Origin of the sequence: Kribbella koreensis (assembly GCF_039525325.1) — a bacterium.
In the GTDB taxonomy this organism is placed as follows: domain Bacteria; phylum Actinomycetota; class Actinomycetes; order Propionibacteriales; family Kribbellaceae; genus Kribbella; species Kribbella koreensis.
The window spans coordinates 466,978-481,899 of sequence record NZ_BAAAHK010000007.1; the positions used below are offsets into that span (position 1 = coordinate 466,978).

Here is a 14,922-nt window from a genome sequence, read left to right on the forward strand (position 1 = left end):
CACCTGCGAACCTTTGGGGGGTTCTGATGGCTGCCAAGCCACGCATCACCGTTCTGGGCACCGGATACCTGGGCGCCACCCACGCGATCTGCATGGCCGTCCTGGGGTACGAGGTCCTCGGCATCGACACCGACGAGGCCAAGATCGCGGCGCTGGCCGACGGCCGGGTCCCGTTCTACGAGCCCGGCCTGCCCGAGATGCTCAGCAAGGCACTGGAGACCGGCCGGCTCCGGTTCGGCACCGACATCGCCGAGGCGGCCGAGTTCGGCGACGTGCACTTCGTCTGCGTCGGTACGCCGCAGATGAAGGACTCGCCGGCCGCCGACATGACGTACGTCGACGCGGTGGTGACCGACCTGGCCAAGCACCTCACCCGGCGTGCGCTGGTGGTCGGCAAGTCGACCGTCCCGGTCGGTACCGCCGCGCGGCTGACCCAGCTGCTCCAGTCGACCGCGCCGGCCGGTGACCAGGTCGAGCTGGCCTGGAATCCCGAGTTCCTGCGCGAGGGCTTCGCCGTCGAGGACACGATGCGTCCGGACCGGCTCGTCTTCGGGGTCGCGTCCGACTGGGCGCTGGAGCAACTGCAGGCGGCTTTCGCGCCGCTGCTGGAGGCCGAAGTACCGGTCGTGGTGACGGATCTGCCGACGGCGGAGCTGGTCAAGGTGTCCGCGAACTCCTTCCTGGCCACGAAGATCTCGTTCATCAACGCGATGGCCGAGGTGTGCGAGACGACCGGGGCCGACGTGCAGCAGCTGGCCGCGGCATTGTCCTTCGACCCGCGGATCGGCGGGCGGTTCCTGCGTCCAGGCCTCGGGTTCGGTGGCGGGTGTCTGCCGAAGGACATCCGCGCCTTCATCCACCGCACCGAGGAGCTCGGTGTCGGCCAGGCCGTCTCGTTCCTGCGCGAGGTCGACGCGATCAACCAGCGGCGGCGGCAGCGCACGGTCGACCTGATCCGTTCGCAGGCAGGCGGATCGCTGGCCGGCGTGACGATCTGCGCGCTGGGCGCGGCGTTCAAGCCGGACTCGGACGACATCCGCGACGCCCCGGCACTGGACGTGGCCCGGCTCTTGCAGGCCGAAGGCGCGATCGTTCGGGTGTACGACCCGCAGGCGATGGAGAACGCGCGTAAGGCGTACCCGGACCTGCACTACGCCACAGGTGTCGCAGAGGCGGCCGAAGGCGCACAGGTCGTGGCGCTGCTGACCGAATGGGACCAGTTCCGCGACATCGATCCCGAGTGGCTCGGCGAGATCGTCGCCGTCCGGGCGATCGTGGACGGCCGGCACGCCCTCGACCCGGTCGCCTGGCGCGCGGCCTCCTGGGACTACCGGGCTCTCGGCCGCGCCGTCGACCCCGCGGCCTGATCGTCCCGCCCTCTCCTGAGCGTTTCCGCCTCGGCGCCGGCCTCCCCAGGCCGGCGCCGAGGCGCTATCCCACCGGCAGGTTCGCGAACGGCGGCGGCCCGAGGATCACGGTGCTGCCGTTGGTCCGGGCCGACTGCTGGATCTTGCCGAAGTCGACCTCGTGCGGGGCGCCCTCGACGTACGGTTCGCTGGCGTCCAGGAAGAACTCCTCGCCGACGCCGGGCGTGATCAGCACGAGCATCCTCGCTGCCTCGGACGTCACCAGGAACGCGTGCGGCGTCCCGCGCGGCACCATCACCAGACCGCCCGGACCGACCCGATGCTCGACACCGTCCAGCTGGATCAGGATCTCCCCCTCCAGCAGGTACATCGACTCGTCCGCGTCGGGGTGCAGGTGCAGCGGCGTGACCTTGCCGCCTTCCATCCGGTCCTCGAACATCAGGTAACTCCCGCCGGTCTGCTCGGCGGTGGCCATCCAGCGATGCACTCCACCGCCGGAGAACCAGCGCAACTCGCCGTCCGTCGCGGCTCTGACGAATCCACTCATCGTGCTCACCCTCCCGTTATGATACTTACGTCTCACCAAGAGACTGGGGTATCATTTGAGTCGTGTCAATGCCCTACGAGTCCGGCGGCCGCAGCCGGCAGAAGCAGCGCACCAGGGACGCCCTGGTCACCGCGGCCCGCGAGCTGGTCGCCGCCGGGGTGACGCCGACCGTCGAGCAGGCGGCCGCGGCGGCGGAGGTGTCCCGCCCAACCGCCTACCGGTACTTCCCGAACCAGCGCGCTCTGCTGTCGGCCGCCCATCCCGAGACCACGACGACGTCGTTGCTGCCCGCGGATCCGCCCGGCGACGTGAGCCAGCGGCTGGCGGCGGTGATCGACACCTTCATCGAGTTGGTCGTCGAGACCGAGGCCCAGCAGCGCACGATGCTCCGGCTCGCCTTGGGGGCCGATCCCGCCGAGCGGGCGGCCCTTCCGCTGCGTCAGGGCCGGGCGATCAGCTGGATCGAAGAGGCGCTGCTGCCGCTGCAGGACTCGTTGCCGGCCGAGACCGTCCATCAGCTCGCGATCGCGATCCGGAGCGTGGCCGGGATCGAGGCCCTCAGCTGGCTGCTGGATGTCGCGAAACTGCCGCGGGACGAGGCGGTCCGGCTGATCAAGTGGTCGGCGCAGTCCCTGCTGACCGCGACCCTGGCTGGATCCCCTCCGCCGGTCGGCCCTTTGATTGAATAGCCCTATGGAGACCGGGTTGATCGTGCGCCACGGCGTTGTCATCCCGGAATCCGAGCTGGCATGGCGGTTCTCCCGGTCGAGCGGGCCGGGTGGGCAGTCGGTGAACACCACCGACAGCCGGGTGGAGCTGAGTTTCGACGTGGCAGCCAGTACGGCGCTCAGCGACGTACTGCGGGAGCGCGCGCTGGAGCGACTCGGGTCGCGGCTGGTGGACGGCGTACTGACCGTGGCGGCGTCCGAGCAGCGGTCGCAGTGGCGCAATCGGGAGGCTGCGCGGACCCGACTGGCGGCGCTGATCCGGGAGGCGATCGCGGCACCGCCCCGCAAGCGGCGGCCGACCCGCCCCAGCAAGAACGCGGTCCGGCGGCGCTTGGACGACAAGAAGCGGCGCGGTGAAACCAAACGTCTACGTGGGCGACCCGCTGATTAATATCTGCCCCGCCCCACCACCCCGGTCTGGCTGACTCTTTCCCTGGTTAGGCTTCCGCACGTGCCAGAAGCAACGGGGAGCGGGGACGGCGAGGAAGAGCTGCCGGAACTGCAGGACATCAAGGTGCGCGGCCGGTCGCTGAAGACCTGGGGAATCAGCGCGGGCGCCGTGCTGCTCGTCGTCTCGGCGGCGTTCGGCGGCCTGGAGAAGGCGGCCGACGAGACCCCGCAGGTGGCGGCCGGGACGGCGATCGACACCGGCCAGATCGAGGTGACGATCCAGCGGGTGGTCACGGTCAAGGACCTCAAGCCGCTGTTCCAGCCGGATGACGGCGGCGCGCTGATCGCGGTGGTGACCAAGCTCAAGGTGACCGACGACACCGGCACCACCCCGCCGAGTGATCTGCTTCGGCTGATCGGCGTACCGGGGATCAAGGACACCGATCCGCCGATGGGCACCACGAACATCAAGGACGAGACCCGCGACCCGGTGCTGACGCCGGAGTTCGGCGAGGACGTCGCCTATGTCTGGAAGCTGCCCAAGCTCAGCGACCTGCCGGCCGAGGTGAAACTCACCGTGCAGCACTACGAGCACACCGACGAGTCGATCCTCGACCACCACGAGAAGTGGATGCCGGACAAGATCGCGGCCGAGAGCAGCGTCAAGGTGAAGGACAACACGAAGTGAGCGCCCCGCCACCCCTGGAAGGGGCCGCTCGCAACAGCCGGCTGCGCAGACTGGCGAACTACGGGCTGGTGCTCGTAGTGCTGGTCGCGATCATCGGGCTGTACCGGCTGACGCCGACGCAGAAGGACATCCAGGATCCGGTCGAGGTGCACGGCGTGGTGGGCAAGGCGGTCAAGACGCCGCGGTTCGAGCTGACCGTCAAGAGCCTCCAGGTCAGCAAGAAGCTGCGGATCCCGCGCTCGGCGCCGGATCGCGACTCGCTGTCCGACTTCGTCGTGGTCGAGGCGGAGGTCAAGGCGCTGCGGGAGCCGATGCACCTGAACAAGGTGTCGATCAAGGCCTCCGACGGCACCACCTATCTCGGCGCCGACCGGTCCGGGCTCGAGACCGTCGATCTGAGCAGCTACGAGTTCGCGCCCGACATCCCGGCCCGCGGGGTGTTCGTGGTGGAGATGCCGGCCGACAAGCTGCCCGGGGCGGTGCTGCAGGTGATGGAGAAGGCGTTCCTCAACGATTTGGAGCCGCAGGCAACGATCCCGCTCGGCGTCACGAAGGATCAGCTGCCCGGTCTGCGCAAGGATGTGGCGATCTTCAACGCCGCGGATGCGTTGTGAGCAGCGCGCGACGGGCCCGGCCGGGGTGGTTCCGGAAGAACACGGCGGCTTTGCTTTCGCTGGTCGTCACGGTGCCGCTGGCCGGGTGGTGGACGACGCGATCGGACTACAAATCCTGGTATGACGCCGAACCTCGGGACGCGGTGACGGTGGCGGCCGGCGGTACGGAGTACCAGGGCGCCACCTGGTACGCGGCCAGTGTCGAGGTCGATCCGCAGCCGGCCCGGAAGAACGCCGTACCGAGCACCTTGCCGGAGGGGACGACGCGGGTGCGGGTCTACCTGCGGATGCAGGTGGCCGACCTGAAGAACATCGAGAAGCTGAGCGGCTGCCAGGTCCACCTCCGGGCGCCGGACGGGCGGATCTGGGACGAGTCGATCCTGGAGGACGACTTCCAGGACCGGCCGACGGGTTGCACCGGCGGGTACGACGACAAGCCTGCGAGCTATCGGGATCCACGGATCGCGCCGTACTTCCTGAAGCCGGTGGCCGGGAAGCCGTTCGAGGCGGTGGCGATCTTCATCGTGCCGGAGTCGGTGGCGTCGTCGGTCGAACCGACGGTCACCTGGGCTACGAAACTTCCTGAGTATCTGGCATTCCCGAGGTAGCGGCGGTCAGGTCGGCGACACCCTTGTCGGCCTGCGGTCCGGGGGCGGCGTGCGCCGCGTGCGTCCTGGTCTTGAGGTAGCCGGCCAGGCCGCCGATCATCCGGTCGTACGCAGCGGCCAGCAGGCTGACCTGGAGCATGATCTTCAGGCCGTCGGTGACCAGGTTCAGCGGCTCGTCGATGACCAGCCAGAACGGCAGCGAGTGCGGGCCGAGCACGTAGAGCTTGAGGAAGATCCAGACCTCGCTGGCCAGGAACGTGACCACCGCCCACGCGAGGAAGTAGCCCAGCATCGGCCGCAACCCGGACCGGACCACCAGCCGGAACGCCTCCGCCACCGGCGTCCACCGGTCCTTCCAGTCCGACACCACCGAGTTGCCGGCCACCCGGACGAGCTTCGGCGTCTGCTGCCAGCGGTGGGTGATCCGGTCGAACCGCCAGCGCCGCTCGGTCGGCTCGGCCTTGTGCACGGCCCGGCCGTAGATCACCGCGGTCATCGTGATCCACATCAGCGGGAAGACCGCGGCATTCCACAGGTCACCGATGCCGGCGGCAATGAATCCGGTGACGGTGTCCCAGATCTCGCGGACCTTCTCGACACCGAGGATGTGGTCGAGCCCCCAGCCGTAGCCGTCGTGCACCCAGGCCCAGACCTGGCGATCCTTCAGCCAGTCCTTCGGCGACGGGATGAACGAGGAGGCCTGGTAGATCACGACGAAGATCCAGAGCGCCTCGAGATAGGTGACGAACAACCGGCGTACCGGGCCGCCGGTGTTCTTGCCCTTGCGCTTGAAGAGGAACCGCAGCAGGTACGCCGTGGCGCCGAGGCCGATGAACAGCCAGGTGGACAGCGACTGCAGCCCGGTCGACTGCTCGGCGACCGTGCCACCGTTGAGGACGGTCGCGAGGGTGTCGTTGGCCTTGTGGACGGCCAGTTGGTACTCGTAGTCGAGCGCCTCGTTCTGGAGGAACTTGTACGCGGCGTAGAACGCCAGGAACGGCAGCAGGGCCGCCGCCATCGCGTCGATCGGCCGGTGCTCCTTGCCGGGCTCCACACCGTCGGGCGCGAGCATCCCCTCGGCGACGGCCCGCTTGTGGAAGGGGAGCTCGCCGCGGAGTACGAGGAACATCGTCACGTACATCGCCAGCGAGACCACGACCAGCGCCGCCAGCACGGCGATACCGGCCGCCTCGGCCTTGGCTCCGGCCTGCACAGCCACCCACTGCAGGCCCCGATGCGCCAGCTGCGCAATCAGGAACACAGCCAGTAGCCGAGGCCAGGCCTTCCCGAACAATGCCCCCGCGCGGCCCACCGTAGTGAGCAACGTCCCCGATTCCATCGCCACAGTCGGGCAATCTACCGCTCCGGGAGGGTCCTCAGCCGCCTGCGAAGGGTGGCAGGGCGTCGACCAGCGCGCCGTCCTCGAGGCCGGCGTCGAGGTCTACCCGCTCACCGTCGAGCAGGAACGTGCAGATGCCGAGCACCCGGGCCAGCTCGGGTCTCCCCGCCGAGACGACGCCGACAAGATCCTTGATGGAACCCGCCTCAGCCGTCGCGGTCGACTCCCCCGCTGCCGCGCGCGCAGCGGCGAAGTACCTGATGGTCACTTCCGGCATTTGAGTTGGGCCTCACTGATCGACTTTGTCATCAGCTATTATGTCAGCTTGCTGTTGCTATCCAGTGTGACTCGGGCCCCCGGCAATGACGCCGCTGGGGCCTGACGTGCATAAGGACCGGGTCGCTCACCAGGGACCCGACGACCAGCACAAGGAGACAGCGTGAGCACGTTGCTTCTGCTGACGAACGCATTGCAGGCCTCCACCGAGGTGCTGCCGTCGCTCGCCCTGCTGCCACACCAGATCCGCATCCTGCCCGCCGAGGTCGCCGCGCTGGTCGACGCGCCCGACGCCGACGCGGTCCTCCTCGACGCCCGCCGCGATCTGGTCACGGTCCGCGGGGTGTCCCGCCTGATCCGCACCACCGGCATCGACGTCCCGCTGATCCTGGTCGTCACCGAAGGCGGCCTGACCGCGGTGAACGCGGACTGGGGCGCGGACGACGTGCTGCTCGACACGGCCGGTCCGGCCGAGATCGAGGCCCGGCTGCGGCTGGTGATCGGCCGTTTGGCCGCTGCCCGCAACGAGGACCCCGACACCACGCTGATCCGCAGCGGCGACGTGGTGATCGACGAGGCCTCGTACACGGCGAAGCTCAACGGGCGGGCGCTCGACCTCACGTACAAGGAGTTCGAGCTGTTCAAGTTCCTGGCGCAGCACCCTGGGCGGGTGTTCACGCGCGAGCAGCTGCTCCAGGAGGTCTGGGGGTACGACTACTTCGGCGGCACGCGGACGGTTGATGTGCATGTCCGGCGGCTGCGGGCGAAGCTCGGGCCGGAGCATGAGGCGCTGATCGGTACCGTGCGCAACGTCGGGTACCGGTTCGTCATCCCGCCGTCGAAGGACCGCGAAACGGCCGACGTCAGCGCCTGATCCTTGGTTCCGGACTGGACCGGGTCGAGGTTTTCCGGGCTTGACCCGGAGTGTATTCGTGCTGCTACGGTGCGTATTCGGTCTTTTCACGGAAGGTGACCGATGGCGCACGCTGCTCCGACTTCGCACCGCCGAGGCGCTCGCGCTTCACATCGTCTTCGCACGGACGGCCCGATCCAGCCCACAACCTGGCTCGGCCTGACCTTCGCGCTGATCTTCGGGCTGGTCCTGACCGGCCGGTCCCATGTCGGCGTCCACGCGGCCGGCATCACCTTGCTCGTCATGCTCGTGCCGCTCACGGTGGCCGTCTTCGCGACCGGCCTGCGGCAGGGCATCGGATCCACCAAGGCGGCGCTCTCGACCGGGATCGCGTTCGCCTTGGTGGTACTCAAGTTCCTGCTCTGAGTCCTAAATCTGGTTGGTGCCGCCGTCGACGAAGATCTCCGCGCCGGTCATGAAGCTGCTGTCGCCGGAGGCGAGGAACAGGACGGCGTTGGCGATCTCCTCGGGCTCACCGAGCCGGCCGAGCGGTACACCGGAAGCGATCGAGTCCAGAAGGGCGGATGCCTGCGTCTCGTCGGGCGCCAGGCCGGCTAGGCCCGGTGTCTTGGTCGGGCCGGGGATCACCGTGTTGACGCGGATCCCGCGCTGCGCCAGTTCGGCGGCCCAGGTGCGGCCGAAGGATCGGATGGCGGCCTTCGTAGCGGCGTACACGCTGAACGCGGGAGTGCCGTCGGTGGCCGAGGTCGAGCCAGTCAGGACGATGGTCGCGTTCTCGTTGAGCAGCGGGAGTGCTTTCTGCACGGTGAAGAGCGTGCCTCGGACGTTGATCCCGAAGGTCTGGTCGAAGTGCTCCGGCGTGATGGTGCCCAACGCGGCGAAGCCTCCGCCGCCCGCATTGGCGTGGACGATGTCCAGGCCGCGGCCGAACTGCCTGATGGCTTCGAAGAGCGCGTCGAGGTCGTCGAGGTTCGCTACGTCGCTCGCGATGCCGGTGACCTGGCCGCCGGCCTGCTTGATGTCGGCTACGGCGGCGTCGAGCTCGGGCTTGCGGCGGCCGGTGATGAAGACGTGTGCGCCCTCGGTGGCCAGGCGGCGGGCGGAGGCGAGGCCGATACCGCTGGTGGCACCCGTGACGAGTGCGACCTTGTTGTCCAGCTGTCCCATGATGAGGTCCTTTTCTGTGGTTTCGTTCTAGATGGAGAGTGCGAGGTCCGCCAGGCGGCGCCAGTCCTTGACCGGAAGGCCATTTCCGGCCGGCGCGGCAGAGAGGACTTGTACGGCGACGTGGTCGGCGCCGGCCTCGAGGTGTTCGCGGAGTCGCCGGCCGATGCTCTCTTCGTCGCCCCAGGCAACGAGTGCGTCGATCAGGCGGTCGCTTCCGCCGGGTACGAGATCGCTGTCGGTGTAGCCGAGCCGCTTCAGGTTGTTGCGATAGGCATCGAATCCGATGAACATGCCGAGCTGCTCGCGCGCGACTGCCCGGGCCCCCTCGGCGTCGGTGGTGAAGACGACTGCCTGGTGTGGCGCGATGAACGCGTCGGGGCCCAGTTGGGCGCGCATCGTCGCGGTGTACTCGGGGCTCACCAGGAAGGGGTGAATGCCGGCGGTACGGTCCGCCGCGAGCTGCGCCATCTTCGGACCGAGAGCGCCTAGCAGTAGGCGCTCTCTTGGGATCGGGTTTCGCTCTTTCGCGATCGTGTCGAGGTACTCACTGATGGCAGCGACCGGGCTCGCGTACGTCCGCCCTACTGCAGCGGCCGCATTGCGGTCGCTCACGCCGAGGCCGACGATCGTCCGCGGGCCATGACGGCCGTCGAGCTCGTGGACCCTTGCCGCGAGCTCCTTGGCTTCCTGGCGCCAGATGCCGAGCACCCCGTGGACGACGTACGTGCTGGGCGAGGCGGTCAGCAACTCGTCGGTGTCTTCGAAGATGTGGCGGCCGTCGAGGCCTGGGATCCAGAGTGCGCTGATCCCCCGCTCGGCCAGGTCGGCCGCGGCCTCGATGCCTGCCTGCCCGGCATTGCGCAGCTCCATGCTCCAGACCCCGACCCGCCTCAGGGCCTGCTCACCACTGCCATCCATGATCTCGCTCCTTGGGTTTCATACCGTTCGGTTAGAAACTCAAGCTAGCAGTGGTTGAAGCTTCAGGCAAATTTTTGAACCGAGCGGTTAAGAACTGTATTGTCGGGGCTGGACCAGGAGGTGGCAGATGCCGGGAGGACGACCCCGCACGTTCGACGAGGACGAGGCGCTGGAGCGCGCCGTCGAGGTGTTCTGGCGGCAGGGGTACGAGGGCACGTCGATCACCGACCTCACCACCGCGATGGGCGTCAACAAGCCCAGCCTGTACGCCGTGTTCGGCGGCAAGGCAGATCTCTTCCGTCGCGTGATCGCTCATTACGCCGAACACGACATGGCCTACGCGCGCGCCGCCATCGCCGAACCGACCGCCTTACAGGTCGCCCAACGGTTCCTCCGCGACAACGTGGTCGCGGTAACCCTCGACGACAAACCCAACGGCTGCCTGTCGATCCAAGGCGGCGTCTCCTGCAGCACGGAGAATCAGGACGTCTCCCAGTTCCTGGCCGCCAGCCGCCTGGCCGGCGAAAAGGCCTTCGCCGACCGCTTCCGCCTCGCCATCACCCGAGGCGACCTCCCCGCCGACACCGACCCGGACGCCCTGGCCCGCTTCCTCATGGTCGTCTCCGAGGGTCACGCCATCCACGCTGCCGCCGGCGTCCCGCGCGAGTCCCTGCAAAAATCCGCGGCCATAGCGGAACAAGCCTTCAAAGCCATGATCACCCGGTAGCCCCGACAGGAACCGGCCACCCGGCCCTCTGCCGCCGCTCGCCGCGCGACCATCACTGGATGGTGCTCGCCAGCCGATGGATTGCCGGTCTCGCAGCCGTCCTCCTGATCTGTACTGCCTGCTCGCCGGACGAGAACGCCCGCTCACTGGCACCACAGCCGGACTCGGCCGGCCCATCTTCCGCCAGCACGGCGGCTCCGAGCGCCACGGCTCCAATTGCCACCACGCCGGGTCCGCTGAGCGTCGCGGAGTACCAACGGGTTCTTGCGCGGATCGAAACGACCATGCGACGCAACCTGACCAGAGCGATGGCGGCGAAGTCCATCGTCTCCGCGAACGCCTATCGAGAACTGCTGACCACCCTGCTCGAGCAGCAGTCCGGCATCCTCCGCGCCGTCGAACCGCCGGCTGGGCTCGAGGCGATCCACGCAGACGCCCTGCAGACCCTCTCCGGCAGCCTGATCGGCGACCACCTCAACGACCCCGTCGACGGCTGCACAGTGGCCGAACCCGTGGCCACCTTCCTCTACTACTCGAACCTCGACATCTACGACGTGATCACCCAGGGCATGAACCCGACTGGCCACCGGACGATCCTCGGCCGCAAACTCCTGCCGGCACCCCCACGGAAACCAGCGCCCCGGCGAGGAACGAACGGACACGTCGTACAGCGGATCGGCAAGCGCGGCTCCGCCCAGATCCGCGTCACCAACAAGCGCTCAACCGACGCGCTGATCGTGGTATCGACGTCGGGCAGAACACAAGCGTCGATCTACATCCGCGCCAAGAGCACGGCAACGCTGACCGGCCTCCGCGGCTCACTGGGAATCACGATCCGAACCGGCTCGGACTGGGACCCCACCGGCCGAGGCTTCACCCGAGCCTGCGAAGAGGAAACCTTCAACGAACCCCTGGACCGCGGCTACAACTGGCAATTCACCATCTGACCCAGGCCACGGCGGTTCAGGCGACGCCCGGGCGGTCAGTGGAGAACCGCCCGGGTGTCGCGGCTGCGGTGGTACGTCAGGAACCGATGGAGATTCGGTCCGTCGGGCCCGGGGTGTACGGGTCGTGCGCTGCCAGGTAGTTGGCGAAGGCGTCGATGTCCAGACCGCCGAAGAACTTGTTCGTCGCGGTGGTGAAGGCCGGGAAGCCGTCACCGCCGTCTGAGAGGAAGTTGTTCGTCGAGATCCGGTACGTCGTACCGTCGACCAGCGGCTGGCCGGCGATCTTGATCGAGCCCGCCACCACCTTGGCGCCCGGCGCGGCCGCCGGGTTGTAGGTGTAGGTGATGCCCGCGACCTGGAGCACCTTGTTCGACGCTTGGTTGAGGCCGGAGAACTGCTGCTCCAGCAGCGCCTTGATCTGCGTCCCGGTCATGTCCATCGAGACCAGGTAGTTGTTGAACGGCTGAACCGTGAACGCCTGGCCGAACGTCACCGCACCCGCGTTGGAGGCGAGGTCGGCCCGGATACCGCCCGGGTTCATGAACGCGGCCACCGGTGTCTTGCCGTTGGTGACGGTCGAGGGGTCGGCGAGCTGGGCGTCAGCGATCAGGTTGCCCAGCGGGGACTCCTGCGAGTCGTCCACCGTCTTCACGATGGACGGGGTGGTGATGTGACCGATCACCTTGGACTCGATCGGCGCGACGTAGCCCTGGTACTTGGTGATCAGGTCGGTCAGGTGCCGGTCCTTCGGCACGTCCCGGGTGACGATGTGGTTGTTCGCCAGCGTGTTCAGCCGGTCCACGTCGTTGGTCGCCAGGTCGATGCTCAGCCGGACCTCGGTGACGACCTTGCCGAACGACGACGCGCTGGTGACGAGTCGCGGCTTGCCGGCCGGGTCGTTGATCGAGCAGTTGTAGGACTGGTGGGTGTGACCGGAGATGACCACGTCGATCTCCGGGTCGAGGTTCTTGGCGATGTCGGTGATCGGGCCGGAGATCCCCGGGCAGCTGTTGAACGCCTTCGGGTCCGACGGCAGGCCACCCTCGTGGACCAGTACCACGATGGTCTCGATGCCCTGCTGCTTCAGCTTCGGCACCAGCGCGTTGGCGGTCTCGACCTCGTCCTTGAAGGCCAGGCCCTGGACACCGGACTTGGTGACGATGTTCGGGGTGTCCTCCAGCGTCATACCGATGAAGGCGATCTTCTGCCCACCGTGGAACTTCTTGATCGTGTACGGCGCGAACAGGGTCTTGTCGGTGTTCTCGTAGAACACGTTGGCCGACAGGTAGTCGAAGTCGGCGCCCTTGAACTTGGCCTTCGGGTCCGGGCACGAGTTCTGGTTGTTCTGGCCGTCGCCGTCGTCGAGGCAACCGCCCTTCTGCATCCGCAGCAGTTCCTTGTAGCCCTCGTCGAACTCGTGGTTGCCGACCGAGGTGGCGTCCAGCCCCATCTCGTTCATCGCCTCGATGGTGGGCTCGTCGTGGAACGCCGCGGACAGCAGCGGCGAGGCGCCGATCAGGTCACCGGCCGCCACGGTCGCGGTGTCCTGCCCCTGCGCGTCGGCCGAGTCGCGGAGCAACTCGAGCTGGGTCGCCAGGTACTCCGCGCCGCCGGCCGGCGTGCCGTTCACGTTGCCGCTGGAGCTGGTCGCCGGGTTGGGCGCCAGGTTTCCGTGGAAGTCGTTGATCGCGAGCAGCTGGATCTGGGTGTGCGTCGGCTTGGGTTTCGCCGGCGCAGCCTGGGTCACGGTTCCCCCCGTGGCCAAGCCGAGTACCACAGCGGCTCCGGCGGCCACCAGGGCAACGGCCCGGGGTCCCCTCAGCCACGTCTTGTCTCGTCCTGTGAAGGCCATGTTCTTCGTCTTCTCTGTCGTCGATTCGATCACCGCTGGTGCGCGGTTCCCGAAAATTACCTTGCTGCGGCGTGGCTGACCAAGGTCTCGACGATGAACTCACCAGGACCTTTTACGGTATCGGGGTGACCCTCGAAGCCGTTCCCTCACCGTTGCCCCCGGCCACCGCCTCGGCCATCACCGAGCTCGCTCGCTCCGCTGCTCAGAGCGACGGCGTCAACCCCCTCTCCGAGCACACGCTGCTGCACCTGGAAGGAGAGCACCCGGGCGACGCGCACTTCCTCGCGTACGCCGGTGAACCGGGCTCGGCCGAGCTTGCCGGGTACGGCGCCCTGGGGCCGGACGGGTCGGCGGAGCTGGTGGTCGGCCCGGAGTACAGGCGCCAGGGATTCGGTACCGCGCTACTGCGAATGCTGCTCGACCACGGCGGCTCCGACCTGCGCGTGTGGGCCCATGGACGACTCGCCGGCTCAGACGAACTGGCTGCACGCCTGGGCCTCGAAGTCACCCGGGAGCTGTACTTCCTGCGTCGGCCGGCCGCGCCGGTACCCGCAGCCGTCTGGCCGGACGGAGTGACCCTGCGAACATTCGTCCCCGGCCAAGACGACACCGCCTGGCTGGCCGTAAACGCCGCCGCCTTCGCCCACCACCCCGAGCAAGGCAACTGGACCCAAGCAGACCTGGCCGACCGCTTCGAGCAGCCATGGTTCGACCCAGCCGGCTTCTTCCTGGCAGTAACCGCCGACGACACCGTCGCCGGCTTCCACTGGACCAAGGTCCACGAGGACGAGGGCCCAGAACCCTTCGGCGAGGTCTACGTAGTAGGCGTCTCCCCCGCCCACCAGGGAACAGGCCTAGGCAAAGCCCTGACCCTGGAAGGCATCCGCCACCTCCAGGAAGACCGAGGCCTCTCCTCAGTAGTCCTCTATGTAGACGGCACCAACACCCCCGCCCACACCCTCTACACAGCCCTCGGCTTCACCACCGCCTCCCTGGACGTCCAATTCGCCCCTGTAACCGGTGTCACACCGAATTCATCCAGTAACTCCGCGTCATAATCCCTTCCCCCGCCCGTCCCACCCATAACCAGGAGCCGTCCGAGCCTCTTACCCCCCAGCCGGGCGGCTCCTGGCCCCCACCACTTATCCACAGCCGCACCTTCCAACATCTCCCCCCGCTCCCCCCTCCGGCTACGATCAAATTCGACTACGGAGAGGTGACAAGCGTGACAACCCGCAACAGGCAAGCCACAGCCCTAACCCTGGCCTGCCTCTGCGCCGCAGCCCTACTACCCGCCTGCACCAACCAAAGCCCCAAAGCCGGCCAACCCAACACCGCACCACCAGACTCTGGCCCAACCTCGTCGGCAACATCGACTCCGACCGCGGGCAATTCGACCCCGGTCACCGGTACGCCGAGCACTGCACCCGAGCGCCCGAAGGCTGCCGAGGGGCTCACACTGCCTGCAGCCGAGGCCTTCGTCCGCCACTACGTCGAACTGATGAACTATGCGTCGGCGACCGGTGACATTCCGCCGCTGCTGTCGGCCAGCGACAGCGGCTGCCGTCAGTGCCGGGTCTACGCCGACTACGTCAAGAAGGTCAATGCGTCCAACGGCGGCCTGTCCGGGGATTTCAGTGAGCGTGTCGATGACATACCTGATCTGTTTCGCGGCGAGAACGGTCGACTGGGCGGCTACGCAAAGGTGACCATCGGCGCGTACACCTCCAAGGATTCGCCGACCGCCAAGCCAGTGACCAGCACCGTCAGAAAGTACAAGCGGGAGTTCACCCTCGCGCCACAACAGGGCGCGTGGGTGATGTACGAAATGGATCTCGTTCCCCAATGACTCGATTACTGGGGCGAGTTGCGGCGACCGG

At 67.7% G+C, this 14,922-nt stretch carries 19 protein-coding genes; 12 read left to right on the plus strand and 7 right to left on the minus strand.

Going from position 1 to position 14,922, the window contains the following annotated elements; all coding sequences use genetic code 11:
- Positions 1-26: 26 nt before the first annotated feature.
- On the plus strand, positions 27-1,367 hold the full coding sequence (locus ABD116_RS16140; protein ID WP_343969882.1) for a UDP-glucose dehydrogenase family protein: 1,341 nt from the start codon (positions 27-29) through the stop codon (positions 1,365-1,367).
- Between the two features lie 64 nt (positions 1,368-1,431).
- Here ABD116_RS16140 and ABD116_RS16145 read toward each other — a convergent pair whose 3' ends face one another.
- A complete protein-coding gene (locus ABD116_RS16145) occupies positions 1,432-1,914 on the minus strand; it encodes a cupin domain-containing protein (protein WP_343969885.1) in 483 nt (160 codons plus the stop codon).
- A 68-nt stretch (positions 1,915-1,982) separates the two neighbouring features.
- Between ABD116_RS16145 and ABD116_RS16150 the strand changes: the two genes are divergently transcribed.
- Genes ABD116_RS16150 through ABD116_RS16170 form a run of 5 tightly spaced genes read left to right on the plus strand, consistent with a single transcriptional unit; the run spans position 1,983 to position 4,942 of the window.
- Positions 1,983-2,603, plus strand: a complete 621-nt coding sequence (locus ABD116_RS16150) for a TetR/AcrR family transcriptional regulator (RefSeq protein WP_343970965.1) — start codon at positions 1,983-1,985, stop codon at positions 2,601-2,603.
- A 4-nt stretch (positions 2,604-2,607) separates the two neighbouring features.
- Complete coding sequence (gene arfB / locus ABD116_RS16155) at positions 2,608-3,033, plus strand: alternative ribosome rescue aminoacyl-tRNA hydrolase ArfB (RefSeq protein WP_343969889.1); 426 nt, start codon at positions 2,608-2,610, stop codon at positions 3,031-3,033.
- Between the two features lie 60 nt (positions 3,034-3,093).
- Complete coding sequence (locus ABD116_RS16160; RefSeq protein ID WP_343969892.1) at positions 3,094-3,720, plus strand: hypothetical protein; 627 nt, start codon at positions 3,094-3,096, stop codon at positions 3,718-3,720.
- On the plus strand, positions 3,717-4,334 hold the full coding sequence (locus ABD116_RS16165; RefSeq protein WP_343969895.1) for a hypothetical protein: 618 nt from the start codon (positions 3,717-3,719) through the stop codon (positions 4,332-4,334). The genes ABD116_RS16160 and ABD116_RS16165 overlap by 4 nt, the downstream gene beginning before the upstream one ends.
- A complete protein-coding gene (locus ABD116_RS16170) occupies positions 4,331-4,942 on the plus strand; it encodes a hypothetical protein (protein WP_343969898.1) in 612 nt (203 codons plus the stop codon). Before ABD116_RS16165 ends, ABD116_RS16170 begins: the two co-directional genes overlap by 4 nt.
- Here the strand turns inward: ABD116_RS16170 and ABD116_RS16175 are convergent.
- Together ABD116_RS16175 and ABD116_RS16180 are read right to left on the minus strand one after the other, a co-directional pair.
- The gene (locus ABD116_RS16175; RefSeq protein ID WP_343970968.1) at positions 4,905-6,281 is read right to left on the minus strand and encodes a hypothetical protein; all 1,377 of its coding nucleotides are present in this window, start codon (positions 6,279-6,281) and stop codon (positions 4,905-4,907) included. The genes ABD116_RS16170 and ABD116_RS16175 overlap by 38 nt on opposite strands.
- Before the next feature lie 37 nt (positions 6,282-6,318).
- Positions 6,319-6,558 (minus strand): MoaD/ThiS family protein, encoded by a 240-nt coding sequence (locus tag ABD116_RS16180; RefSeq protein WP_343969901.1) that lies wholly within the window; start codon positions 6,556-6,558, stop codon positions 6,319-6,321.
- A 162-nt stretch (positions 6,559-6,720) separates the two neighbouring features.
- Between ABD116_RS16180 and ABD116_RS16185 the strand changes: the two genes are divergently transcribed.
- The gene (locus ABD116_RS16185) at positions 6,721-7,431 is read left to right on the plus strand and encodes a winged helix-turn-helix transcriptional regulator (RefSeq protein ID WP_343969904.1); all 711 of its coding nucleotides are present in this window, start codon (positions 6,721-6,723) and stop codon (positions 7,429-7,431) included.
- A 102-nt stretch (positions 7,432-7,533) separates the two neighbouring features.
- The gene (locus tag ABD116_RS16190) at positions 7,534-7,836 is read left to right on the plus strand and encodes a hypothetical protein (RefSeq protein ID WP_343969907.1); all 303 of its coding nucleotides are present in this window, start codon (positions 7,534-7,536) and stop codon (positions 7,834-7,836) included.
- A gap of 3 nt (positions 7,837-7,839) precedes the next feature.
- On the opposite strand, the gene ABD116_RS16195 is transcribed toward ABD116_RS16190, so the two are convergent.
- Positions 7,840-8,598: an SDR family NAD(P)-dependent oxidoreductase gene (locus ABD116_RS16195; protein ID WP_343969910.1), complete on the minus strand. Its 759-nt coding sequence runs from the start codon at positions 8,596-8,598 to the stop codon at positions 7,840-7,842.
- 27 nt (positions 8,599-8,625) lie between these two features.
- Positions 8,626-9,516 (minus strand): TIGR03620 family F420-dependent LLM class oxidoreductase, encoded by an 891-nt coding sequence (locus ABD116_RS16200; protein ID WP_343969913.1) that lies wholly within the window; start codon positions 9,514-9,516, stop codon positions 8,626-8,628.
- A 127-nt stretch (positions 9,517-9,643) separates the two neighbouring features.
- Here ABD116_RS16200 and ABD116_RS16205 point away from each other — a divergent pair, with 127 nt between their 5' ends.
- Positions 9,644-10,243: a TetR/AcrR family transcriptional regulator gene (locus ABD116_RS16205; RefSeq protein ID WP_343969916.1), complete on the plus strand. Its 600-nt coding sequence runs from the start codon at positions 9,644-9,646 to the stop codon at positions 10,241-10,243.
- A gap of 52 nt (positions 10,244-10,295) precedes the next feature.
- On the opposite strand, the gene ABD116_RS16210 is transcribed toward ABD116_RS16205, so the two are convergent.
- Positions 10,296-10,529, minus strand: a complete 234-nt coding sequence (locus ABD116_RS16210) for a hypothetical protein (protein ID WP_343969919.1) — start codon at positions 10,527-10,529, stop codon at positions 10,296-10,298.
- Here ABD116_RS16210 and ABD116_RS16215 point away from each other — a divergent pair.
- On the plus strand, positions 10,528-11,190 hold the full coding sequence (locus ABD116_RS16215) for a hypothetical protein (RefSeq protein WP_343969922.1): 663 nt from the start codon (positions 10,528-10,530) through the stop codon (positions 11,188-11,190). The two genes, ABD116_RS16210 and ABD116_RS16215, sit on opposite strands and share 2 nt — an antisense overlap.
- Positions 11,191-11,266: 76 nt before the next feature.
- On the opposite strand, the gene ABD116_RS16220 is transcribed toward ABD116_RS16215, so the two are convergent.
- Positions 11,267-12,937: a bifunctional metallophosphatase/5'-nucleotidase gene (locus ABD116_RS16220; RefSeq protein ID WP_343969925.1), complete on the minus strand. Its 1,671-nt coding sequence runs from the start codon at positions 12,935-12,937 to the stop codon at positions 11,267-11,269.
- A gap of 176 nt (positions 12,938-13,113) precedes the next feature.
- On the opposite strand from ABD116_RS16220, the gene mshD reads away from it, so the two are divergent.
- Together mshD and ABD116_RS16230 are read left to right on the plus strand one after the other, a co-directional pair.
- Positions 13,114-14,100: a mycothiol synthase gene (mshD, locus tag ABD116_RS16225; RefSeq protein WP_343969928.1), complete on the plus strand. Its 987-nt coding sequence runs from the start codon at positions 13,114-13,116 to the stop codon at positions 14,098-14,100.
- 167 nt (positions 14,101-14,267) lie between these two features.
- The gene (locus tag ABD116_RS16230; RefSeq protein WP_343969931.1) at positions 14,268-14,891 is read left to right on the plus strand and encodes a DUF6318 family protein; all 624 of its coding nucleotides are present in this window, start codon (positions 14,268-14,270) and stop codon (positions 14,889-14,891) included.
- Positions 14,892-14,922 lie beyond the last annotated feature (31 nt).

Bases quoted from the DNA above. Each gene is read 5' to 3' on its own strand.
- arfB (WP_343969889.1), top strand. From the start codon at position 2,608: ATGGAGACCGGGTTGATCGTGCGCCACGGCGTTGTCATCCCGGAATCC.
- ABD116_RS16150 (WP_343970965.1), top strand. From the start codon at position 1,983: ATGCCCTACGAGTCCGGCGGCCGCAGCCGGCAGAAGCAGCGCACCAGG.
- ABD116_RS16195 (WP_343969910.1), bottom strand. From the start codon at position 8,598: ATGGGACAGCTGGACAACAAGGTCGCACTCGTCACGGGTGCCACCAGC.
- ABD116_RS16140 (WP_343969882.1), top strand. From the start codon at position 27: ATGGCTGCCAAGCCACGCATCACCGTTCTGGGCACCGGATACCTGGGC.
- ABD116_RS16145 (WP_343969885.1), bottom strand. From the start codon at position 1,914: ATGAGTGGATTCGTCAGAGCCGCGACGGACGGCGAGTTGCGCTGGTTC.
- ABD116_RS16215 (WP_343969922.1), top strand. From the start codon at position 10,528: ATGCGACGCAACCTGACCAGAGCGATGGCGGCGAAGTCCATCGTCTCC.
- ABD116_RS16200 (WP_343969913.1), bottom strand. From the start codon at position 9,516: ATGGATGGCAGTGGTGAGCAGGCCCTGAGGCGGGTCGGGGTCTGGAGC.
- ABD116_RS16205 (WP_343969916.1), top strand. From the start codon at position 9,644: ATGCCGGGAGGACGACCCCGCACGTTCGACGAGGACGAGGCGCTGGAG.
- ABD116_RS16190 (WP_343969907.1), top strand. From the start codon at position 7,534: ATGGCGCACGCTGCTCCGACTTCGCACCGCCGAGGCGCTCGCGCTTCA.
- ABD116_RS16180 (WP_343969901.1), bottom strand. From the start codon at position 6,558: ATGCCGGAAGTGACCATCAGGTACTTCGCCGCTGCGCGCGCGGCAGCG.
- ABD116_RS16210 (WP_343969919.1), bottom strand. From the start codon at position 10,529: ATGGTCGTTTCGATCCGCGCAAGAACCCGTTGGTACTCCGCGACGCTC.
- ABD116_RS16175 (WP_343970968.1), bottom strand. From the start codon at position 6,281: ATGGAATCGGGGACGTTGCTCACTACGGTGGGCCGCGCGGGGGCATTG.